General features: G+C 71.0%; 18 protein-coding genes and 2 tRNA genes. 6 read left to right on the top strand and 14 right to left on the bottom strand.

Annotated features, from left to right (window positions below; genetic code table 11):
* Window positions 1-4: 4 nt before the first annotated feature.
* Both ABZY13_RS17780 and ABZY13_RS17775 read right to left on the bottom strand, forming a co-directional pair.
* The gene (locus tag ABZY13_RS17780; protein ID WP_356631639.1) at window positions 5-1,531 is read right to left on the bottom strand and encodes a folylpolyglutamate synthase/dihydrofolate synthase family protein; all 1,527 of its coding nucleotides are present in this window, start codon (window positions 1,529-1,531) and stop codon (window positions 5-7) included.
* A gap of 247 nt (window positions 1,532-1,778) precedes the next feature.
* On the bottom strand, window positions 1,779-4,403 hold the full coding sequence (locus ABZY13_RS17775; RefSeq protein WP_356631637.1) for a valine--tRNA ligase: 2,625 nt from the start codon (window positions 4,401-4,403) through the stop codon (window positions 1,779-1,781).
* A 136-nt stretch (window positions 4,404-4,539) separates the two neighbouring features.
* On the opposite strand from ABZY13_RS17775, the gene ABZY13_RS17770 reads away from it, so the two are divergent.
* Complete coding sequence (locus ABZY13_RS17770; RefSeq protein WP_356631635.1) at window positions 4,540-5,472, top strand: hypothetical protein; 933 nt, start codon at window positions 4,540-4,542, stop codon at window positions 5,470-5,472.
* 73 nt (window positions 5,473-5,545) lie between these two features.
* Here ABZY13_RS17770 and clpX read toward each other — a convergent pair whose 3' ends face one another.
* The 5 genes from clpX to ABZY13_RS17745 all read right to left on the bottom strand — a co-directional run bounded on the left by clpX (window position 5,546) and on the right by ABZY13_RS17745 (window position 10,645).
* Window positions 5,546-6,832 carry an ATP-dependent Clp protease ATP-binding subunit ClpX gene (clpX, locus tag ABZY13_RS17765; protein WP_356631633.1) on the bottom strand — a complete coding sequence of 429 codons (1,287 nt, stop codon included), beginning with the start codon at window positions 6,830-6,832 and terminating at the stop codon, window positions 5,546-5,548.
* A gap of 171 nt (window positions 6,833-7,003) precedes the next feature.
* Window positions 7,004-7,684 (bottom strand): ATP-dependent Clp protease proteolytic subunit, encoded by a 681-nt coding sequence (locus ABZY13_RS17760; protein ID WP_356631631.1) that lies wholly within the window; start codon window positions 7,682-7,684, stop codon window positions 7,004-7,006.
* Window positions 7,685-7,761: 77 nt separating this feature from the next.
* Window positions 7,762-8,373, bottom strand: coding sequence for an ATP-dependent Clp protease proteolytic subunit (locus ABZY13_RS17755; protein ID WP_356631656.1), 612 nt, complete (start codon window positions 8,371-8,373; stop codon window positions 7,762-7,764).
* 517 nt (window positions 8,374-8,890) lie between these two features.
* Entirely contained in the window at window positions 8,891-10,276 is a 1,386-nt protein-coding gene (gene tig, locus ABZY13_RS17750) for a trigger factor (RefSeq protein WP_356631629.1), read from the bottom strand.
* A gap of 292 nt (window positions 10,277-10,568) precedes the next feature.
* A tRNA-Pro gene (locus ABZY13_RS17745) sits at window positions 10,569-10,645 on the bottom strand.
* A gap of 164 nt (window positions 10,646-10,809) precedes the next feature.
* On the opposite strand from ABZY13_RS17745, the gene ABZY13_RS17740 reads away from it, so the two are divergent.
* Window positions 10,810-10,883: transfer RNA gene (locus tag ABZY13_RS17740), tRNA-Gly, on the top strand.
* Window positions 10,884-10,969: 86 nt separating this feature from the next.
* On the opposite strand, the gene ABZY13_RS17735 is transcribed toward ABZY13_RS17740, so the two are convergent.
* The 3 genes from ABZY13_RS17735 to ABZY13_RS17725 all read right to left on the bottom strand — a co-directional run bounded on the left by ABZY13_RS17735 (window position 10,970) and on the right by ABZY13_RS17725 (window position 13,002).
* Entirely contained in the window at window positions 10,970-11,164 is a 195-nt protein-coding gene (locus ABZY13_RS17735; protein WP_356631627.1) for a hypothetical protein, read from the bottom strand.
* A 189-nt stretch (window positions 11,165-11,353) separates the two neighbouring features.
* Window positions 11,354-11,818 (bottom strand): HD domain-containing protein, encoded by a 465-nt coding sequence (locus tag ABZY13_RS17730; protein ID WP_356631625.1) that lies wholly within the window; start codon window positions 11,816-11,818, stop codon window positions 11,354-11,356.
* Window positions 11,815-13,002 (bottom strand): PP2C family protein-serine/threonine phosphatase, encoded by a 1,188-nt coding sequence (locus ABZY13_RS17725; protein ID WP_356631623.1) that lies wholly within the window; start codon window positions 13,000-13,002, stop codon window positions 11,815-11,817. The genes ABZY13_RS17730 and ABZY13_RS17725 overlap by 4 nt, the downstream gene beginning before the upstream one ends.
* 163 nt (window positions 13,003-13,165) lie before the next feature.
* On the opposite strand from ABZY13_RS17725, the gene ABZY13_RS17720 reads away from it, so the two are divergent.
* Window positions 13,166-14,458 carry a GNAT family N-acetyltransferase gene (locus ABZY13_RS17720; RefSeq protein WP_356631621.1) on the top strand — a complete coding sequence of 431 codons (1,293 nt, stop codon included), beginning with the start codon at window positions 13,166-13,168 and terminating at the stop codon, window positions 14,456-14,458.
* Between the two features lie 22 nt (window positions 14,459-14,480).
* On the opposite strand, the gene ABZY13_RS17715 is transcribed toward ABZY13_RS17720, so the two are convergent.
* Both ABZY13_RS17715 and ABZY13_RS17710 read right to left on the bottom strand, forming a co-directional pair.
* Window positions 14,481-15,290 carry a DNA-formamidopyrimidine glycosylase family protein gene (locus ABZY13_RS17715; RefSeq protein WP_356631619.1) on the bottom strand — a complete coding sequence of 270 codons (810 nt, stop codon included), beginning with the start codon at window positions 15,288-15,290 and terminating at the stop codon, window positions 14,481-14,483.
* 552 nt (window positions 15,291-15,842) lie between these two features.
* On the bottom strand, window positions 15,843-16,328 hold the full coding sequence (locus ABZY13_RS17710; protein ID WP_356631617.1) for a ribose-5-phosphate isomerase: 486 nt from the start codon (window positions 16,326-16,328) through the stop codon (window positions 15,843-15,845).
* Between the two features lie 197 nt (window positions 16,329-16,525).
* On the opposite strand from ABZY13_RS17710, the gene ABZY13_RS17705 reads away from it, so the two are divergent.
* On the top strand, window positions 16,526-17,980 hold the full coding sequence (locus ABZY13_RS17705) for an amino acid permease (RefSeq protein WP_356631615.1): 1,455 nt from the start codon (window positions 16,526-16,528) through the stop codon (window positions 17,978-17,980).
* A 98-nt stretch (window positions 17,981-18,078) separates the two neighbouring features.
* On the opposite strand, the gene ABZY13_RS17700 is transcribed toward ABZY13_RS17705, so the two are convergent.
* On the bottom strand, window positions 18,079-18,669 hold the full coding sequence (locus tag ABZY13_RS17700) for a biotin transporter BioY (RefSeq protein WP_356631613.1): 591 nt from the start codon (window positions 18,667-18,669) through the stop codon (window positions 18,079-18,081).
* A gap of 380 nt (window positions 18,670-19,049) precedes the next feature.
* Here ABZY13_RS17700 and ABZY13_RS17695 point away from each other — a divergent pair, with 380 nt between their 5' ends.
* A complete protein-coding gene (locus ABZY13_RS17695) occupies window positions 19,050-19,691 on the top strand; it encodes a superoxide dismutase (protein WP_356631611.1) in 642 nt (213 codons plus the stop codon).
* A gap of 228 nt (window positions 19,692-19,919) precedes the next feature.
* Complete coding sequence (locus ABZY13_RS17690; RefSeq protein ID WP_356631609.1) at window positions 19,920-20,108, top strand: hypothetical protein; 189 nt, start codon at window positions 19,920-19,922, stop codon at window positions 20,106-20,108.
* Between the two features lie 6 nt (window positions 20,109-20,114).
* On the opposite strand, the gene ABZY13_RS17685 is transcribed toward ABZY13_RS17690, so the two are convergent.
* Window positions 20,115-20,753, bottom strand: coding sequence for a DsbA family protein (locus tag ABZY13_RS17685; protein WP_356631607.1), 639 nt, complete (start codon window positions 20,751-20,753; stop codon window positions 20,115-20,117).
* Window positions 20,754-20,864 lie beyond the last annotated feature (111 nt).

Below are 20,864 nucleotides of genomic sequence, written 5' to 3'. Positions count from 1 at the left end.
GTGGTCAGCCCCTCCCCAGGAGCAGTCGGGCCTCGCCGACGGTGATGACGGATCCGGTCACGAGCACGCCGCCACCGGCGAACTCGCCCTCTTCCTCGGCCAGCGTGATCGCGGCCTCCAGGGCGTCCGGCAGCCGCGGCTCGACCTGTACGCGCTCGTCGCCGAACACCTCGACGGCGATCGCGGCGAGCGCGTCGGCGTCCATAGCGCGGTGGCTGGAGTTCTGGGTGACGACGACCTCGGCGAAGACCGGCTCGAAGGCCTCCAGCAGCCCGCGCACGTTCTTGTCGCCGCTCGCGCCGACCACGCCGATGAGCCGGCTGAACTGGAACGCCTCCCCGACCGCCTCGGCCGTCGCCCGCGCGCCCGCCGGGTTGTGCGCGGCGTCCAGCACGACGGTCGGCGAACGCCGTACGACCTCCAGCCGGCCCGGCGAGGCGACGGCGGCGAACGCCTTGCGCACGGTGTCGACGTTCAGCGGCTCGGCGCGCTGGGCGCCCACGCCGAAGAACGCCTCGACGGCGGCGAGCGCCACGGCGGCGTTGTGCGCCTGGTGGGCGCCGTGCAGCGGCAGGTACACCTCGGGGTACTCGCCGCCGAGCCCGCGCAGCGTCACCAGCTGCCCGCCGACGGCGATCTGCCGGGCGACGACCCCGAACTCCAGCCCTTCGCGGGCCACGGTCGCGTCGGTCTCCACGGCCTTCTTCAGCAGCACCTGCGCCGCGTCCACCGGCTGCTGCGCCATGATCACGGTGGCGTCGGGCTTGATGATCCCGGCCTTCTCCCCGGCGATCTCGCCGGTCGTGGAGCCGAGCCGGTCGGTGTGGTCGAGGTCGATGGGCGTCACCACGGCGACGTCCCCGTCGATCACGTTGGTGGCGTCCCAGCTGCCGCCCATGCCGACCTCGACGACGGCCACGTCCACCGGCGCGTCGGCGAAGGCGGCGTACGCCATGCCGGTCAGCACCTCGAAGAACGACAGCCGGTAGTCCTGCTGCGCGTCGACCATCTCGACGTACGGCTGGACGTCCCGGTACGTCTCGATGAACCGCTCCGCGGAGATCGGCGCGCCGTCCAGGCTGATGCGCTCGGTGATCGACTGGACGTGGGGCGAGGTGTACCGCCCGGTGCGCAGGTCGAAGGCGCCGAGGAGGGCCTCGATCATGCGGGCGGTGGAGGTCTTGCCGTTGGTGCCGGTGATGTGGATCGAGGGGTAGGTGCGCTGCGGCTCGCCCAGGACGTCCATCAGGGCGGCGATCCGGCTGACGGAGGGCTCCAGCTTGGTCTCGCCCCAGCGGGTGGCGAGCTGCGCCTCGACGTCCCTCAGCGCCTTGTCGACCTCGGGGTCCTCGGGCCGCCCCGGCACGTCGGCCTGCGGGGGGCCGCCCTGGGTCCGCAGGGTCCGGCTGCCGGCCTCGATCACGGCGAGATCGGGGTCGCGCTCGGTCTCGGCGGCGACGATCTCCTCGAACGGATCGCCACCGCTGCCGCTGCCACTGCCGGTGCTGTCGTGCGGGGGGTGTTCACTCACGGGGTCAGTCTACGGTCGCGGGGGCTCGCGCCGTCGGGCGGCCGTGGCGACGTCGACCCTCGGGGAGGGCGGTGCGGGCGGGCGTGACCGCGTGTCCCCGGGGCGCGGGGGACTGCGTGACGAGCACGCACGGTCCGCAGTCGCATGAGGGCGCGGACGGACGAGGCCGCTGTTCGTCCCGAGGGGCCGTGCGGGAGCCGAGAAGCGGGAAACCCCGGGACCGCTGACGGTCCCGGGGCCGGTGTCGCTACGCCGAGGGCAGCCGCTCCAGCTGGGCCTGGATGCGGGCGATGTCCTCCTCCGCCTTGGCCAGCCTCGTACGGATCTTCTCCACGACGTTGTCCGGCGCCTTGGCGAGGAACGCCTCGTTGCCGAGCTTCCCCTCCGCCTGGGCCTTCTCCTTCTCCGCCGCTGCCAGGTCCTTCGCCAGCCGCTTGCGCTCCGCCGCGAAGTCGATCGCCCCGGACAGGTCCAGCGCGACCTCCACGCCGGCCACCGGCAGCGTCGCCGTGGCGGTGAAGCTCTCGCCCTCGGGCTGGAGCCGCAGCAGCTGGCGGATCGCCGCCTCGTGGACCGCCAGCGCGGAACCGTCCAGGGAGAGGCGCGCCGGCACCCGCTGCCCCGGCTGGAGCCCCTGGTCGGCCCGGAAGCGACGGACCTCGGTGATCACCGACTGGAGGGTGGCGATCTCCTGCTCGGCGGCCGGGTCGCGGAAGCCGCCGTCCTTCGGCCACTCGGCGACGACGACCGACTCCCCGCCGGTCAGCGTGGTCCACAGCGTCTCGGTCACGAACGGCACGACGGGGTGCAGCAGCCGCAACGTGACGTCGAGGACCTCGCCGAGGACCCGCTTGCTCACCTCGGCGGCCTCGCCGCCCGCCGCGAACGTCGTCTTCGACAGCTCGACGTACCAGTCGAAGACCTCGTCCCACGCGAAGTGGAACAGCGCGTCGGACAGCTTGGCGAACTGGTAGTCGTCGTAGTAGGCGTCGACCTCGGCGACGACGGAGTTCAGCCGCGACAGGATCCACCGGTCCGTCGAGGACATCCGCGACGCGTCGGGCAGCGGGCCCTCGACCGTCGCGCCGTTCATCAGCGCGAAGCGCGTGGCGTTCCAGATCTTGTTGGCGAAGTTCCGGGACCCCTGGACCCAGTCCTCGCCGATCGGCACGTCGACGCCGGGGTTGGCGCCGCGCGCGAGCGTGAAGCGGAGCGCGTCGGAGCCGTACTTGTCCATCCAGTCCAGCGGGTTGACGACGTTCCCGAAGGACTTCGACATCTTCTTGCCGTTCTGGTCACGGACCATGCCGTGCAGCGCGATGGTGTGGAACGGCGGGGTGCCGTCCATCGCGTAGAGCCCGAACATCATCATGCGGGCGACCCAGAAGAAGAGGATGTCGTAGCCGGTGACCAGGACGGAGTTCGGGTAGAACTTCGCGAGCGACTCGGTCCGTTCGGGCCAGCCGAGGGTGGAGAAGGGCCACAGGCCGGAGGAGAACCAGGTGTCGAGGACGTCGGAGTCCTGACGCCAGCCCTCGCCGCTCGGCGGCTGCTCGTCGGGGCCGACGCAGACGACCTCGCCGTCCGGGCCGTACCAGACCGGGATGCGGTGGCCCCACCACAACTGCCGCGAGATGCACCAGTCGTGGAGGTTGTCGACCCAGTCGAAGTACCGCTTCTCCATCTCCTGCGGGTGGATCCTGACCCGCCCGTCGCGGACGGCGTCGCCGGCCGCCTTCGCCAGCGGGCCGACCTTGACCCACCACTGCATGGACAGCCGCGGCTCGATGGTGGTCTTGCAGCGCGAGCAGTGGCCCACCGAGTGGACGTAGGGCCGCTTCTCGGCGACGATCCGGCCCTCGGCGCGCAGCGCGGCGACGATGGCGGAACGCGCCTCCAGCCGGTCCAGGCCCTGGAAGGGGCCGTGGGCGGTGATGACGGCGTGCTCGTCCATGACCGCGATGGCGGGCAGGTCGTGGCGCTGGCCGATCTCGAAGTCGTTCGGGTCGTGCGCGGGCGTCACCTTGACGGCGCCGGTGCCGAACGCGGGGTCGACGTGCGTGTCGGCGACGACCGGGATGGAGCGGTCGGTCAGCGGCAGCTTGATCAGCTTGCCGACCAGGTGCTTGTACCGCTCGTCGTCGGGGTGAACGGCGACGGCCGTGTCGCCGAGCATGGTCTCGGCGCGGGTGGTGGCGACGACGATGGTGTCGTCCCCGTCGCCGTACTTCATCGAGACCAGCTCGCCGTCGTCGTCCTGGTACTCGACCTCGATGTCGGAGATCGCGGTCAGACAGCGCGGGCACCAGTTGATGATGCGCTCGGCGCGGTAGATCAGCTCGTCGTCGTAGAGCCGTTTGAAGATGGTCTGGACGGCTTTGGACAGGCCCTCGTCCATGGTGAAGCGCTCGCGCGACCAGGCGACGCCGTCACCGAGGCGGCGCATCTGGCCGGAGATCTGGCCGCCGGACTCGGCCTTCCACTGCCAGACCCGCTCGACGAAGGCCTCGCGGCCGAGGTCGTGCCGGGACTTGCCCTCCTTGGCCAGCTCGCGCTCGACGACGTTCTGCGTGGCGATGCCGGCGTGGTCCATGCCGGGCTGCCACAGCGCCTCGTAGCCCTGCATCCGCTTGCGGCGGACGACTGCGTCGATCAGCGTGTGCTCGAAGGCGTGGCCGAGGTGGAGGCTGCCGGTGACGTTCGGCGGCGGGATGACGATGGTGTACGGCGGCTTGTCGCTCGTCGCGTCCGCCTCGAAGTAACCCCGCTCCACCCAGCGCTCGTACAGCGGCCCCTCTACGTCGGCCGGCGCGTACTGGGTCGGCAGTTCGGTGTCGGGCGCTGGTGGCTGCTGCTGAGCGTTCTCGGTCACGCGCTCAGTTTAGGGGTGTCACGGCACGGTCCCGAAACTCGATTCTTCTGTAACGGTGCCCACCCCGATGCGGTGCGACGGTCATGCCTGCGTCAGGATGTCGGGAAAGCATAAGCATCTGGAGGGGAACCCAGTAATGAGCTACAACCAGCCGGGCCCGTACGGCGGGCAGCCCCAGCAGCCCGGACCGTACGGGGGGCAGCCGGGCAGCCCCTACGGCCAGCAGCAGCCGCAGACCCCGCAGCCCGGCTACGGCTACCCCCAGCAGCCGCCCACCCAGCAGCCCGGTTACGGCTACCCGCAGCAGGCCCCGGGCGGCGTCCCGCAGCAGCCGCCCTACGGCCAGCAGCCCCCCTACGGCCAGGCCCCCTACGGCGCCCCGGCGCCGGGCCAGCCGGACGGCGGCAAGAAGAAGACCGGCCTGATCATCGGCGCGGTGGCGGTCGTGGCCGCGATCGCGGTGGGCGCGTACTTCGTCCTGGGCAGCAGCGGAGGCGGCGACCTCGCGGACGACGGCCCGCACAAGCTGACGATGCCGGCGACGGTGCTGTCCGGCGAGTACAAGAAGGCCGAGGGCGAGGGCGGCACCATGACGTCCGAGGACGTCAAGGACGCCGAGAAGTGGGGCGTGAAGAACGCCGAGGACGTCACCGCCCAGTATCAGACGGGCAAAGAGGGCGACAACCCGCTGAAGCAGAAGATGATCCAGTTCGCGGGCGTCTACGGCGAGATCAAGGATCCCGAGAAGACCGTCGACGCCTTCATGTCGTACATCGAGTCCGAGGCCGGCAAGGAGGACGACGAGATCACCGTGAACGGTGACCCGAAGTCCTACGACACCATCGAGGGCGCGATCCTCAAGTGCCAGGACATGACGGCGCAGACCGGTGCGTCCGGCGAGGGCCCGAGTGAGATGACCATGACCTACTGCGTGTGGGGTGACCACAGCACGCTCGGTTTCGTGCTGCCGATGGACGTCGCTGCGCTCGCCCTGGAGCAGAAGCCGGACCCGGCCGACGCCGCCGACATCACGGCCAAGTTCCGCAAGGACGTGCGCGTGAAGGCCTGACGGCCGCTCAACTCCGAAGGGGCCCCGGTCGATTGCCGACCGGGGCCCCTTCGGTTGCGGTGCGAGGGCGTTGCTACGCCGTCTTCTGCTCCCCCGGCCCCCGTCCCCGCGCGTCCCGCGGGATCAGGGTCGGGTTGACGTTGGAGTGGACGACGTCCGCGGTGATGACGACGCGGGCCACGTCCTTGCGGGACGGGACCTCGTACATCACCGACATCAGGACCTCCTCCATGATGGCGCGCAGGCCGCGGGCGCCGGTCTGGCGGAGGATGGCCTGGTCGGCGATGGCCTCCAGGGCCTCGCGCTCGAAGTCGAGTTCCACGCCGTCGAGTTCGAACAGGCGCTGGTACTGCTTCACCAGGGCGTTGCGCGGCTCGATGAGAATCTTCAGCAGGGCCTCGCGGTCCAGGTTGTGGACCGAGGTGATGACGGGGAGCCGGCCGATGAACTCGGGGATCATGCCGAACTTGACCAGGTCCTCGGGCATGACGTCCTCGAACTGGTCCTTGGCCTCCAGCTCCCGCTTGGAGCGGATGGTCGCCCCGAAGCCGATGCCCTTGGCGCCGGCCCGCGACTCGATGATCTTCTCCAGTCCGGCGAAGGCGCCGCCCACGATGAACAGCACGTTCGTCGTGTCGATCTGGATGAACTCCTGGTGCGGGTGCTTGCGCCCGCCCTGCGGCGGCACCGAGGCGGTGGTGCCCTCCAGAATCTTCAGCAGGGCCTGCTGGACGCCCTCGCCGCTCACGTCGCGGGTGATCGACGGGTTCTCGCTCTTGCGGGCGACCTTGTCGATCTCGTCGATGTAGATGATCCCGGTCTCGGCCTTCTTGACGTCGTAGTCGGCGGCCTGGATCAGCTTGAGCAGGATGTTCTCGACGTCCTCGCCGACGTAGCCGGCCTCGGTGAGGGCCGTGGCGTCGGCGATGGCGAACGGGACGTTCAGCATGCGGGCCAGGGTCTGGGCCAGCAGCGTCTTGCCGGAGCCCGTGGGGCCGAGGAGCAAGATGTTCGACTTCGCGAGCTCGATGGCGTCCTCGCGGCTGGCGCCGCCGCCGTTCTCACCGGCCTGGACGCGCTTGTAGTGGTTGTACACCGCCACCGACAGGGCCTTCTTCGCGGCCTCCTGTCCGACGACGTACCCCTCGAGGAACTCGTAGATCTCGCGCGGCTTGGGCAGTTCCTCCCAGCGCACCTCGCTGGTCTCGGCCAGCTCCTCCTCGATGATCTCGTTGCAGAGGTCGATGCACTCGTCGCAGATGTACACACCGGGGCCTGCGATGAGCTTCTTGACCTGCTTCTGGCTCTTGCCGCAGAACGAGCACTTGAGCAGATCGCCGCCGTCACCGATGCGTGCCACGGTGTGCTTCCCCTTCGCCTGGGAGACGACTGGACGTCTTTCGAGTCCAGCGGCTCCTGGTGCTGCCTTATGTCGACGGTACCTTGCCGGGCCCCCCGTTCGGGCCCCCCTTGGCACGGTTCGCTTGCGCGTGGAACGTGCCAAGGGGCGGCAGACGATACAGGATCCGCGTCAGCGGACCGAGCTGTTGTTCAGCTTGCGCGTGGAGATGATCTGGTCGATCAGCCCGTACTCCAGCGCGTCCTCGGCCGTGAGGATCTTGTCGCGCTCGATGTCCTCGCGGATCTTCTCGATCGGCCGGGTGGAGTGCTTGGCCAGCATCTCCTCCAGCTGGGAGCGCATCCGCAGGATCTCGTTCGCCGCGATCTCCAGGTCGGAGACCTGGCCGCGGCCGGTCTCGCTGTAGGGCTGGTGGATCAGCACCCGGGCGTTCGGCAGCGCCATGCGCTTGCCCGGCGTGCCGGCGGCCAGCAGCACGGCGGCGGCGGAGGCCGCCTGGCCCATGCAGACCGTCTGGATGTCGGGCTTCACGAACTGCATCGTGTCGTAGATCGCCGTCAGCGCGGTGAAGGAGCCGCCGGGGCTGTTGATGTAGACCGAGATGTCCCGGTCGGGGTCCATCGACTCCAGGCACAGCAGCTGCGCCATGACGTCGTTGGCGGAGGCGTCGTCGATCTGCACCCCGAGGAAGATCACGCGCTCCTCGAAGAGCTTCGCGTACGGGTCGTACTCGCGGATGCCCTGGGAGGTGCGCTCGACGAAGCGCGGGATCACATAGCGCGACTCGGCCGTGGGGCCGGTGTACTCGGCGCTGGCGGGGCCGAGGGTGCCGCTGCCGGGAAAGTGGTTCACGGTGTCTCCTGAAAGGGGCTGGGGCGGTCGCAGGGGCAGGGAAGAGGGCACGGGCCTGGAAGGGCGCGTACGGCCCGTCAGGAGGCCGCCCCGGTGCCGCCGCCGCCCGGCATGCCGGCGGCCGTGGGGATCACGTCGTCGATGAGGCCGTACTCCTTGGCCTCGAACGCGTCGAACCAGCGGTCGCGGTCCGAGTCGCGGGTGATCTGCTCGACCGACTGGCCGGTGTGCTGGGCGGTGAGCTCCGCCATGCGCTTCTTGGTGTGCAGCAGCCGCTCGGCGTGGATCTTGATGTCGGAGGCCGATCCGGCCAGGCCGGCGGAGGGCTGGTGGATCAGGATCTCGGCGTTCGGCAGGGCGAAACGCTTGCCGGGGGTGCCGGCGCTGAGCAGGAACTGGCCCATCGAGGCCGCGAGGCCCATGGCGATCGTCACCACGTCGTTCTTGATGAACTGCATGGTGTCGTAGATCGCCATGCCGGCCGTGATCGAACCGCCGGGGCTGTTGATGTACAGGTAGATGTCCTTGTCCGGGTCGGCGGCAAGGAGCAGCAGCTGTGCGGTGATCTTGTTCGCGATGTCGTCGTCGACCGGCTGGCCGAGGAAGATGATCCGCTCGTTGAGCAGCCGGTTGTAGACCTGGTCGCCGAGGCCACCACCGATGGAAGGCTCGCCGGCGGCGGAGGGCATCAGATTCGTCACGTATCCACCTGCTCGTCTTACGACGGCGCCGGGCCGTCTCACGTGTTCTGCCGGGGCTGGGGCCGTCCGGCGGTGCTCGGGGACTCCCCTGCCCTCGTATTCATGGACCCTAACGCGCGGGTCCCTCCGGGGAATCCCGGGAAGGGGGGTGTTCGCCGGGGGCGTAGCGGCGGGGCCCGCGGGGAGCGGGCGTCCGCGGGTGGCGGGCGGTGGCCTGGGGGCGGCCAGGGGGGCGGCAGCGGCTGCTGCCGGGGTGCCCGGGACACGGGGTGCGGGGGGCGTCGGGGCGGGGTCGTCGGGCGTGGGCCGGACCCGCCCGCGAGGTGGGGCCGTATCGGTGGGGCATGCCGGATCACGCGGTGGGGCCGCACCGCAGGGGGCAGCCGCATGCTCGACGCGGCGCCGCGCTCCGCCACGGACGCGGACGGGCCCCGGGGGGCTTCGCGCCCCGGGGCCCGTCTTCTGTCTGCCGTCCCGCGGCCGTCCGCCGCGGGACGCCGTCGGCTCAGGCCTCGGGCTTGTCCTCGGCGGACTCGGTCCCGGAGCCGGACTCGGCCGCGGCGGCCTCGGTCTCGTCCTCCTCGTCGTCCAGGTCGACGATCTCGCCGTTGGTGTCCTTCACCGTGGCGGCCTCGACCACGACGGCCAGCGCCTTGCCGCGGGCGACCTCGCCGACCAGGAGCGGGACCTGGCCCTGCTCGACGACCGCCTGGGCGAACTGGTCCGGGGACATGCCGGAGGAGGCCGCACGCCGCATGAGGTGCTCGGTGAGCTCCTCCTGGTTGACGTTGAGCTTCTCCTGCTTGACCAGCTCGTCGAGGACGAACTGGGTCTTGATGCCCTTGACCGCCGCCTCGCGGGTCTCGGTCTCGAACTCCTCGGCGGTCTTGCCCTGGAGCTCCAGGTACTTGTCGAGGGTGAGGCCCATCTGGCCGAGCTGGTGGTGCTCGAGGTTGTGCTTGCGGGTGTTGATCTCGTCCTCGAGCAGCTTCTCGGGGACCGGGACCTCGACCAGCTCGAGCAGCTTCTCCAGGACGCGCTCCTGGGCCTGCGTGGCCTGGTCGAACTGCTTCATGTTCTCCAGGCGCTTGCGGCTGTCGGCCTTCAGCTCGTCCAGCGTGTCGAACTCGGAGGCGAGCTGCGCGAAGTCGTCGTCCAGCTCGGGCAGTTCGCGCTTGGCGACCTGGGTGACCTTCACGGTGACCTCGGCCTCGCGGCCCGCCGCGGAGCCGCCCTTGAGCTCGGAGGTGAAGGTGGCCTCGCCACCGGCCTCCAGGCCCTTCACGGCGTCGTCGATGCCGTCCAGCAGCTCGCCGGAGCCGATCGTGTAGGAGACGCCCTTGGCGACGCCGTCCTCCAGGACCTCGCCGTCGACCTTGGCCTCCAGGTCGACCGTGACGACGTCGCCGTCCTCGGCCGCGCGCTCGACCGGCGTGGTGGAGGCGAAGCGCTCGCGCAGCTGCTCGACCGACTTCTCGACGTCCTCGTCGGTGACCTCGACGGCGTCGACCTCGACCTCGATGCCGGAGTAGTCCGGGATCTCGATGGCGGGGCGGACGTCGACCTCGGCGGTGAAGTTCAGCGTCTCGCCGTCCTTCAGCTCGGTGATGTCGACCTCGGGCTGGCCCAGGACGTTCAGCTCGGCCTCGTTGACCGCTTCCGTGTAGAACTTCGGGAGCGCGTCGTTGACGGCCTCCTCCAGCACGGCGCCCCGGCCGAACCGCTGGTCGATGACCCGCGCCGGGATCTTGCCCTTGCGGAAGCCCTTCACCGTGACCTGCTGGTTGATCTTCTTGTACGCCGCGTCGAGGCTGTCCTTGAGCTCCTCGAAGGGCACCTCGACAGTGAGCCGAACCCGGGTCGGGTTCAGGTTCTCCACGGCGCTCTTCACGGTTCGGTCTCCTTGTGGCTGACTTCTCGGGTTCTGCCGGGGCCAGAGCGGGCCCGGCGGATTTGCTCCGCCCGGAGACTTCAGTGCTGCCTCAGTGAGTGCTGCTTCAGTGCTGAGAGACACGGGCGTGCAGCTTGCATAGTAACGGCAGCGGCTACACCGCCCAAAAGGCGATCACCCGGGGTGATGGCGGCGGGCGATCGGGGCCGGTGGTCGCGGTCGAGCGCCGGTGGCCGGGGCCGTGATCGCGCGGCCGGCCGCGCAGGCGGGACGCACAGGCGGATCGCGCAGGTGGTCGGGGTGGCGGGATTTGAACCCACGGCCTTCCGCTCCCAAAGCGGACGCGCTACCAAGCTGCGCCACACCCCGTTTGGTGCGACACGTAGGGTACATGCCCGCAGGCTGCGGGTCTCCCGTATTCACCGGGCCCACACCCGGTGTCGGCGCGTGGACCGGAAGGGGTGTGCGACGACGGGGGCCGACCCGCTACGATGCCTGCAGTGCCGCGGTCACCGACCTGCGGCGCCTCGTGTGCGGGCGTAGCTCAATGGTAGAGCCCCAGTCTTCCAAACTGGCTACGCGGGTTCGATTCCCGTCGCCCGCTCCAGCACGGCTCAGGCCCAGGTGAACGGGTGGTTACCCGTTCACCTGGGCCTGAGTCGTCTCCTCGACCTCCCGTGTGTCCCGGGAGGGTCAGAAGCTGATCGAGTTGACCGTTTCCGCGATGGAGTTGAGGAAGCGGTTGATCGACGGGGCCATGCCGGTGGAGGCGAGGAAGAAGCCGAAGAGGATCGCCACGATGGCGGGACCCGCCTTGATCGAGCCGCCGCGCATCATCACCACCAGGATGATCGCCAACAGCAGCACCACTGACAGTGAAATGGCCACAACTGATCACACCCTCGGTCGGTTCCGTGCACCCGGCCAGGGGATCCGGTCCGACGCCCCCGCCCAGAACCATCGTGCCACCAACCAGCCACTCTTATGCGGCTGCTGACGTAACGACGGGGACGGCGGGGATGTCCGGGACGTCCGTTCCGGTCGGCCCGGCAGCGGTTTCCCGGGGCCCGTTCGGCTCTACTGCGCCGTGAGGCCGAGGAGGGCGCGCATGCGGGCGTACTTCCGGGTCAGGCGGGCGCGGGTGGGCGCGTCGAGGCGGGCCAGGCGGGCCGGGTCGGCGTTGTGGGCCAGGTCCGCCTCCTTGACCAGCAGTGCGCCCGGCGTGGCGAGGATCCGCGCGGCGTACTCCTCGGGCGGCTCCCCCGGCCGTTTGGTGAGGGCGCGGACCACGTCCTTGGTACGGCCGCTCAGCGCGGCCTCGTCCAGTTGCCGCTCGGAGAGGGCGTCGTCCTCGACGGCGTCGTGCAGCCAGGCCGCCGCGATCTGGTCGGCGTCGCCGCCGCGGGCGCGCACGCCTTCGGCGACGGCGTGCAGATGCTCGGCGTAGGGGCGGCCCGCCTTGTCGGTCCGGCCCTCGTGGGCGGCGCGGGCGAGGGCCTCGACCTCGGCCAGGGTCAGGGGCGTGCGCGGCGTCTCGGTCACGCCGACAGTGTGGCAGCCAGCGCCGTCGGGCCCTCGCGGCAGATCAGCAGCAGGGCGCGGTCGTCGTTGACGTCCTTGGCCACCGCCTCGATGAGATGCCAGGCGGCGCCGTGGAAACCGCCGGCGACGTAGCGGTCGGCCTCGCCGGTGAGCCGGTCGAGCCCTTCGACGATGTCCCGCTCGGAGGTTTCGACCAGGCCGTCCGTGAACAGCATCAGTACGTCGCCGGGCCGCAGCGAGCCCTTCACCGGGTCGAACTGCGCGCCCTCGTACACGCCGAGCAGCGGTCCCTCGGCCGCCTTCTCCTCCCAGCGGCCGCTGCCGGCGTTGAGCTGGAGGCCCGGCGGGTGGCCCGCGGAGTACAGCTCGTAGTCGCCGGAGTCCAGGTCGAGGACCAGGTGGATGGAGGTCGCGAAGCCCTCGTCCCAGTCCTGGCGGAGCAGATAGCCGTTGGCGGCGGGCAGGAAGTCGTGCGGGGGCAGCGAGCCCAGCAGACCGCCGAACGCCCCCGACAGCAGCAGGGCGCGCGAGCCGGCGTCCATGCCCTTGCCGGAGACGTCCGTGAGCACGACCTCCAGGGTGCGCCCGCCGTTCGTGCGGGCCGCGACCACGAAGTCGCCCGAGAAGGACTGTCCGCCCGCCGGTCTGAGCGCCATCTCGCGGTGCCAGCCCTGCGGCAGCTTCGGCAGCTTGCTCTGCACCCGGATGCGTTCGCGCAGGTCGAACAGCATGGTGCCGCCGCGCCGCCAGGGCACCCCGACCCGGCTGCGGAACTGCGCGATCAGCAGGCCGAACATGCCGCACGCGGCGACCACCAGGACGACGCCGGGCGTCACCCGCGACGGGCCCTCCGTGTAGGGGCCGAGCCTGACCGATTCCACGATCAGCGCCGTGGCCGCCGCGGCGTACAGGCCGAGCAGGCTCGCCGGGCGCAGCAGCAGGCCGCCGGCGACGATCGGCAGGACCAGCGCGGCGGGCGAGCACCACACCGAGTTGGCGAGGGTGCCGGCCGCGATCAGCGGGACGGTGAGGAGCAGTCCGGCAAGGGCGATCCAGTCGGACCCGTCGCCGCGGAAGTAGTCGACGGCGCTTCGGCGCACGCCGACGCGGGCCCGGTGCCACTTCTTCTTCCACCGGGCCGTGAACGTGTCGGCCGCCGTGCGCCGCTCTCGTCCTGCTGCCATTAGTTCGGGACCCTATCCATCGGACCAGCTCCTTGGCACGGGTGGTCCCACTTGTCCCCCGTCCGAGGCTCGACTTCACAGTGAACTCGACGGAAAGCCGCCGCGCCCGGGTCCGACGGAAATTACGTCGCTCCGTCCGCAAGGCCCTGGTAGGCATGAGGACATGACCTCAGACACCGCCGCCGGACCCGTGACCGACCTCGCACCTGGCTCCCTCCCGGGGCCGCGACTGCTACGGCCGGAGGAGTGGGACGGCTGGTTCGACAACCTGGTCCGCGCGTTCGGCGGGACGCCTGAGTCGCCCGAGGAACGGGAGTTGTGGCGCAGCCTCACCGAATTCGGGCGTTTCATCGGGGTTTGGGACGGGGACGCGTGCGTGGGGACGGCGGGGGCGTTCAGCTTCCGGGTGTCCGTGCCGGGCGGGGCCGTGGTGCCGGCGACGGGCGTGACGATGGTCGGCGTGGCCGCCACGCACCGGCGGCGCGGGGTGCTCACGTCGATGATGCGACGGCAGTTGGACGACGTCCGGTCCTGGGGCGAGCCGCTGGCGCTGCTGACCGCCTCCGAACCGGCCATCTACGGCCGGTTCGGCTACGGCGCGGCGACCTTCTCCCTCGGCGCGGAGATCGACACCGCCCGGGTACGGCTGTCGGCGCCGGCCGGCGCGGACGACGTACGGCTGCGGTACGCGCCGCCCGGTGACGTCCTCGACGCGTGCGAGGCCGTGTACGCACGCCTGGTGCCCGGGCGGCCCGGGATGCTGGCGCGGCGGCCCGGCTGGGAGCGGGCGGGGGTGCTCGATCCGGAGCAGGACCGGGACGGGGCGTCGCCGCTCCAGTGCGTGGTCGCGGAGCGGGCCGGGGAGGGCGGCGGTCCGGAGGTCGTCGGCTACGCGCGGTTCCGGGTGAAGTCGCAGTGGGGGGAGGCCGGGGCGGACGGGACGGTCGTCCTGGACGACCTCGCCGCGCTCGACCCGGTGACGGAGGCGGCGCTGTGGCGGTTCCTGTTCTCGATCGACCTGACGAGCACGCTGACCCTGCGGGGGCGGCCCGTGGACGACGCCTGGCAGTACCTCGTCTCCGACATCCGGCGCTGCCGGACGCGGTCGCGGGACGCGCTGTACGTGCGGCTGGTGGACGTGGGGGACGCCCTGGCCGCGCGGACCTACCAGACGCCGGTGGACGTGGTGTTCGAGGTCGAGGACGCCTTCTGCCCCTGGAACGCCGGGCGTTGGCGGCTGAGCGGCGACGCGAAGGGGGCGGTGTGCGAGCGTACGGCCGACCCCGCCGACCTCGCGCTGTCCGTACGGGAGTTGGGGGCCGCGTACCTCGGGGGCGTGAGCCTGGCCGCGCTGGGCCGGGCGGGGCGGGTGCGGGAGCTGCGGGGCGGGGCGCTGGCGGAGGCGGCGGTGGGGTTCGGGAGCGCGGTGGCGCCCTGGCTGCCGCACGGGTTCTGAGGGTGGGTCCGGCCGGGCTCCGTCAGGGTTTCTGACAGGTCGGGCACCAGAAGAGGTTGCGGGCGGCGAGACCGGCGGTGCGGATCTCGCCGCCACAGATGTGGCAGGGCAGGTTGGCCCTGCGGTAGACGTAGACCTCTCCGCCGTGGTCGTCGACGCGCGGCGGGCGGCCCATCGCCTCCGGGGTGTGCTCGGGGCGGACGGTGTCGATGCGGTTGTTGCGCACGCCCTCGCGCATGAGCGCCACGAGGTCGGCCCAGATCGCGTCCCACTCGGCGGGCGTGATGTCCCTGCCCGGGCGGTACGGGTCGATGCGGTGCCGGAAGAGGACCTCGGCGCGGTAGACGTTGCCGACGCCGGCGACGACCTTCTGGTCCATCAGCAGCGCGGCGATCGTCGTACGGCTGCGGGAGACGCGCCGGTACGCGTCCTGCGGGTCGGCGTCCGCGCGCAGGGGGTCGGGGCCCAGGCGGGCGTGTATCGCGTCCTTCTCGGCGCCGGTGATCAGGGCGCAGGCGGTGGGGCCGCGGAGGTCGACGTAGGAGGTGGGGTTGGCGAGGCGGAGGCGGACGGTGTCGGTGGGCGGGGGCGCGGGGGCGTCGCCGAAGGTCACCTTGCCGAAGAGGCCGAGGTGGATGTGGACCCACTCGTCGTCGCGGAAGCCGAGGAAGAGGTGTTTGCCGTGGGCGTCGGCGGTGGTGAGGGAGGTGCCGTCGAGGAGGGCGGCGGCGTCGGCGAACTTGCCCTGGGGGCTGGTCACGCGGGTGACTCCGCCGGTGAAGCGGGCGGCGTAGTCCTGGGCCAGGCGGTGGATGGTGTGGCCCTCTGGCACGGTGCGGGTCCCTTCTGTCGCCGTTGTTCTGCCCACCCGCCTGCCCGACTCGGCCGGAGGGAAGGTGGCCTCGCCCCGGGTCTGCGCCCCGGACCCCGAGTGTTCGCCCAGCTCCCGGCCCACTCGGTCGGGCAGGGGGTGGCTGTCGTACCGGGGGCTCCCCCTGGACCGGCGGGGACTGCCTTGCCGCACCCCTCCCGGGGGTTCGGCCCGGGCCGGGCATCGGTCCGCCCGGCTCGGTGGGGCAGCAGGTTCGGCTGCCCGCGGCTCCGCCCCGACGTCGGCAGGGACAGCGGGTGGCGGTCGCCCCGGAGCCGAGCCCGCACCTGGGAAAGCACTGCGTTCCCCCTGCACCCCGCTGGGCATCGTCGCCGCGCCGTCGCGAAGGCTTCGTCCCACCCTCGCGCCGGCTGTCCCGGCACGGCGCGCGCCGAGGCTCCGCCGAGCCGCCCGGCGTCCGCACGCACGTCCCCGAGCCGCCCGTTCAGGCACCCCGCCCCGGCCGCTCACCTCGTGAGCGGCCCGTCGTCGGCCCGGCCCCGGCGCGGAGCGCTACTGCTGCGGGTGGTGCGCCGGGATCGGCGGGAGGTCGCCCTTGGTTTCGTAGGCCGACAGCATCTCGATGCGGCGCACGTGGCGCTCGTCGTTCGAGAACGGGGTGGTCAGGAACGTCTCGACGAACCTCGTCGCCTCGTCCTGCGTGTGCATGCGCGCGCCCACCGCGATCACGTTCGCGTTGTTGTGCTGGCGCCCCAGAGCCGCCGTCTCCTCGCTCCAGGCGAGAGCCGCGCGTACGCCCTTGACCTTGTTCGCGGCGATCTGCTCGCCGTTGCCGGAGCCGCCGATCACGATGCCCAGGGCCTCGGAATCGGCCGCCGTGCGCTCGGCGGCGCGGAGGCAGAACGGGGGGTAGTCGTCCTGGGCGTCGTAGATGTGGGGCCCGCAGTCGACGGGCTCGTGGCCGGCTTCCCTGAGCCACTCGACGAGGTGGTTCTTGAGTTCGTAGCCGGCATGGTCGGAACCGAGGTACACGCGCATGGGCACGAGTGTGACACGGGGGTCGGTACGGGGCTGCGGCGGGTGTCACATGTGCGGCGAGCACAGTGCGGGGCAGAAGCTCAGGACAACCTCAAGTAACGATCCGGAATCAAAGGTTCCCTCATCCGTTTGCCTTCGATTCACTGGATCGACTCCCACAAGGGGCACTGCCTACCGGCGTAAAGGAAATCCCTCCCATGACCTCGCAGCCGACTCTTACCCAGACCGGACGCGGCCCAGGAGAACCCGGGAAGGCCGGCGAACCCGGCACCGGACTCCAGGCAGGGCTCAAGAACCGGCATCTGTCGATGATCGCCATCGGCGGTGTCATCGGCGCCGGGCTGTTCGTCGGATCAAGTTCCGGCATCGCCACGGCGGGACCCGGCATCCTGCTCTCGTACGCCCTCGTCGGCACGCTCGTGGTGCTGGTGATGCGCATGCTCGGCGAGATGTCCGCCGCCAACCCGACCTCCGGGTCGTTCTCCGCGCACGCCGACCGTGCGCTCGGCCCCTGGGCCGGGTTCACCATCGGCTGGCTCTACTGGTTCTTCTGGGTCGTCGTGCTCGCGGTCGAGGCGACCGCCGGCGCCGCGATCCTCGAGTCGTGGATCCCGGCCGTCCCGCAGTGGGGCTGGGCGCTCATCGTGATGGTGGTGCTGACCGCCACCAACCTCGTCTCCGTGGGCTCCTACGGCGAGTTCGAGTTCTGGTTCGCCGGCATCAAGGTCGTCGCCATCGGCGCCTTCATCGTCATCGGCGGGCTCGCCGTGTTCGGGCTGCTGCCCGGCGTCGACAGCGACCAGGCGGGGCTGTCCAACCTCACCGGGCACGGCGGCTTCCTGCCCAACGGACCCGGCGCCATCCTCACCGGCGTGCTGCTCGTCGTCTTCTCCTTCATGGGCAGCGAGATCGCCACCCTGGCCGCCGGCGAGTCCGAGGACCCGCAGCGGGCCGTGACCAAGTCGACCAACAGCATCATCTGGCGCATCGGCGTCTTCTACCTGGGTTCCATCTTCGTCGTCGTCTCGCTGCTGCCCTGGGACTCCGCCTCCATCAAGGAGGACGGCTCCTACGTCGCCGCCCTGGACTCCCTCGGCATCGCGCACGCCGGCCAGATCATGAACTTCATCGTGCTGACGTCCGTGCTGTCCTGTCTCAACTCCGGCCTCTACACCGCCTCCCGCATGGCCTTCTCGCTCGGCGAGCGCGGTGACGCCCCGAAGTCCTTCGCCCGGACCACCGGTCAGGGCGTGCCGCGCACGGCGATCCTCGTCTCCGTGGTCTTCGGGTTCGTGGCCGTCTTCTTCAACTACAAGTTCCCGGACTCCGTCTTCCTCTTCCTCGTCAACTCCAGCGGCGCCGTGGCCCTGTTCGTGTGGCTGGTGATCTGCTTCTCGCAGCTGCGCATGAGGAAGATCATCCAGGCGGAGTCGCCGGAGAAGCTGGTCGTGCGGATGTGGCTGTACCCGTATCTGACGTGGGCCGCCGCCGCGCTGATCGTGTTCGTCCTCGGGTACATGCTCACCGACACCGAGCACGACGGGCGCTCCACCGTCCTGCTGTCGCTGCTCGTCGCCGCCGTGGTGCTCGGCATCGCGGTAATCCGGCAGCGGGTCCGGTCCCGGCGGGCGGCGGGCGTCATCGCCGGCTGACCGACGAGCGGCCGTCGCAGACGTCGTACACAAGGAGCGGGGCCCCGCGGCGACCACCTCGCCGCGGGGCCCTGCTCGTCGTACGGGGGCGTCGGCCGTCAGGCCTTGTCGCGCCGGCCCGCCAGCTTCCACGCCGCCGGCAGCACGCCCATCGCCAGGGCCGCCTTCAGGGCGTCGCCGATCAGGAACGGGGTCAGGCCGGCCGCGATCGCGGCGGAGGCGGACATGCCGGTCGCCAGGGCCAGGTACGGCACGCCGACGGCGTAGACGATCGCCTCGCCCAGCAGCATCGCGCCCGCCGTCCGCCACGGGGAGCGGTCCGCGCCGCGGCGGGCCAGCGCCCCCACGGCGGTCGCGGCGAGGAGGAGGCCGATGACGTAGCCGAAGGACGGGGCGGCGACGCCGGAGCCGCCCTGCGCGAACCACGGCACGCCCGCCATGCCGGCCAGCGCGTACAGGGCCAGGGAGAGGAAGCCGCGGCCCGTGCCGAGGGCGGCGCCGACGAGGAGCGCGGCGAAGGTCTGGCCGGTCACCGGGACCGGGGAGCCGGGGACGGGCACCGAGAGCTGGGCCGCGAGGCCGGTGAGGGCGGCGCCGCCGGCGACGAGCGCGATGTCGCGGGCACGCGAGGCGGGGAGGAGGTCGGCGAGGACCCGGCCGGGGCGGACGGGGGCGACGGCGGTGCTCATGGGGACTCCGCGGGGGTGAGGGCGGTTCGGGACACCGTGACGCTAACCCAGGGGCGGCATGGCGATCACCGTCACCGACCGACAAAGGCGGCAGGCGCGCGTTGGTGGGCTCCGGACAATCGGGGATGAGGGCAAGGAGGGTGGGGTGATGCCCGTCACGGAGGTCGGGACGGGTGTGTCACTCGAGGGCGGGGTGGGTACATCTGTAGGTTTTCACCAATCCCGCCCTCGCCTCGCCGACGCCCCGGCGCCCCTTCTCGCGGAACGGACTCCTGCCCTCCTCGACTCGCCCTCGTGTCGCTTCCGCGCCCGCGAGGACCTTTTTGTTGCTAGGTTGTAGTTGCAAACTCTTTGCAATAAGAGGTCGGAGGGGACCTGTGATGCCCGTCTACACGCTGCCTGAACTGCCGTACGACTACTCCGCGCTCGCGCCCGTGATCAGCCCCGAGATCATCGAGCTGCACCACGACAAGCACCACGCCGCCTATGTGAAGGGCGCCAACGACACGCTGGAGCAGCTCGCGGAGGCGCGCGACAAGGAGCAGTGGGGCTCGGTCAACGGGCTGGAGAAGAACCTGGCCTTCCATCTCTCCGGTCACATCCTGCACTCGATCTACTGGCACAACATGACCGGCGACGGCGGCGGCGAGCCCTTGGAGAAGGACGGGGTGGGCGAGCTGGCGGACGCGATCGCCGAGTCGTTCGGGTCCTTCGCCGGCTTCAAGGCGCAGCTGTCGAAGGCGGCGGCCACGACGCAGGGCTCCGGGTGGGGCGTCCTGGCGTACGAGCCGCTGAGCGGCCGGCTGATCGTCGAGCAGGTGTACGACCACCAGGGCAACGTCGGGCAGGGCGCCACGCCGATCCTGGTCTTCGACGCCTGGGAGCACGCCTTCTACCTGCAGTACCGCAACCAGAAGGTGGACTTCGTCGAGGCCATGTGGCGGGTCGTCAACTGGCAGGACGTGGCCCGACGTTACGAGGCCGCGAAGTCCCGCGCGGACGTGCTGCTGCTCGCGCCGTGACGGCGCGTCCCCCGCGTCCCGCCTCGTGATCGTCTTCTCACCTTTCACCGGGGCGGGCGGTAAGACGGAAGGCCCTCACGAGGACGTGACTCGTGAGGGCCTTCCGCGTCGGCCCCCGGCCGGATTAGCCTCCGGCTGGGGTGCGGGGCGGCGCGTCCGGCGCCGGCGCCCGCTCTCCGAGGAGGCGCCATGGCCTGGGTCCGCTGTCCGAACTGTCCCGGCAGTTCCATGAAGTGGTTCACGTCACTGACCGGGGACGAGATCCCGGCCGTCCGGAAACTGGTCGCCGAGATCTTCCCCGACGAGTTCTTCACGCCCGGCGCCTATCAACGGTGCCGCCAGGAGGGGTGCCGTCGGGTGCAGCGCAAGGACCGGTGGGCGCGCGGCGGCACGCTGCCGGAGCCCGAGGGGAAGTGACCGGGCTCAGAGGTTGCTGAAGTCCGGGCCCTTGGTGCGGGTCCGCTTGATCTCGTAGAAGCCGGGCACCGAGGCCACCGCGAGGGTGCCGTCCCACAGGCGCAGCGCCTCCTCGCCCTTGGGCGTGGGGGTGACGACCGGGCCGAAGAAGGCGATCTCCTCGCCGTCGGGGCCGGGCACCGCGATGACGGGGGTGCCGACCTCCTGGCCGACCTTCTCGATGCCCTCCTTGTGGGAGGCGCGCAGCTGGGCCTCGTACGGGGTGTCGTCCCAGTGGTCCATCAGGGACTCGGGCAGGCCCACGTCCTTGACCGCGGCGGCGACCACGTCCTTGCCCGGTCCCTCGCCCCGGTTGTGGATGCGGGTGCCGAGCGCGGTGTAGAGGTCGCCGAGGACCTCGGGGCCGTGCTCCTCCTGCGCCGCGATGACGACCCGGACCGGGCCCCACGCCTTGGTGGACAGCAGCTCGCGGTAGTCCTCGGGCAGCTCGTCCAGCTTGTCCTCGTTGAGGACGGCGAGGCTCATGAGGTGCCAGCGGACCTCGATGTCGCGGTGCTTCTGCACCTCCAGGACCCAGCGGGACGTCATCCAGGCCCAGGGGCACAGCGGGTCGAACCAGAAGTCGACGGGGGTCTTGTCCGACATGTCTCTCCTCATGAGGGAAGCGTTTCTCCCGGGAACGTCGGGGCAACGCCGCGTCGCGTGCGGAACATTCCCGGCTGCCTCCCGTCAGGTGCGCATGGCAGGATCAGTGCT

The sequence above is a fragment of the Streptomyces sp. NPDC006610 genome (genome assembly GCF_040611575.1).
In the GTDB taxonomy this organism is placed as follows: domain Bacteria; phylum Actinomycetota; class Actinomycetes; order Streptomycetales; family Streptomycetaceae; genus Streptomyces.
The sequence above is the reverse complement of the archived record's forward strand: the minus strand, read 5'-3'. Positions and strand labels throughout refer to the sequence as shown.

Bases quoted from the DNA above. Each gene is read 5' to 3' on its own strand.
- ABZY13_RS17695 (WP_356631611.1), top strand. From the start codon at position 19,050: ATGCCCGTCTACACGCTGCCTGAACTGCCGTACGACTACTCCGCGCTC.
- ABZY13_RS17755 (WP_356631656.1), bottom strand. From the start codon at position 8,373: ATGCCCTCCGCCGCCGGCGAGCCTTCCATCGGTGGTGGCCTCGGCGAC.
- ABZY13_RS17700 (WP_356631613.1), bottom strand. From the start codon at position 18,669: ATGAGCACCGCCGTCGCCCCCGTCCGCCCCGGCCGGGTCCTCGCCGAC.
- ABZY13_RS17720 (WP_356631621.1), top strand. From the start codon at position 13,166: ATGACCTCAGACACCGCCGCCGGACCCGTGACCGACCTCGCACCTGGC.
- ABZY13_RS17705 (WP_356631615.1), top strand. From the start codon at position 16,526: ATGACCTCGCAGCCGACTCTTACCCAGACCGGACGCGGCCCAGGAGAA.
- ABZY13_RS17770 (WP_356631635.1), top strand. From the start codon at position 4,540: ATGAGCTACAACCAGCCGGGCCCGTACGGCGGGCAGCCCCAGCAGCCC.
- ABZY13_RS17685 (WP_356631607.1), bottom strand. From the start codon at position 20,753: ATGTCGGACAAGACCCCCGTCGACTTCTGGTTCGACCCGCTGTGCCCC.
- ABZY13_RS17690 (WP_356631609.1), top strand. From the start codon at position 19,920: ATGAAGTGGTTCACGTCACTGACCGGGGACGAGATCCCGGCCGTCCGG.
- ABZY13_RS17710 (WP_356631617.1), bottom strand. From the start codon at position 16,328: ATGCGCGTGTACCTCGGTTCCGACCATGCCGGCTACGAACTCAAGAAC.
- ABZY13_RS17725 (WP_356631623.1), bottom strand. From the start codon at position 13,002: ATGGCAGCAGGACGAGAGCGGCGCACGGCGGCCGACACGTTCACGGCC.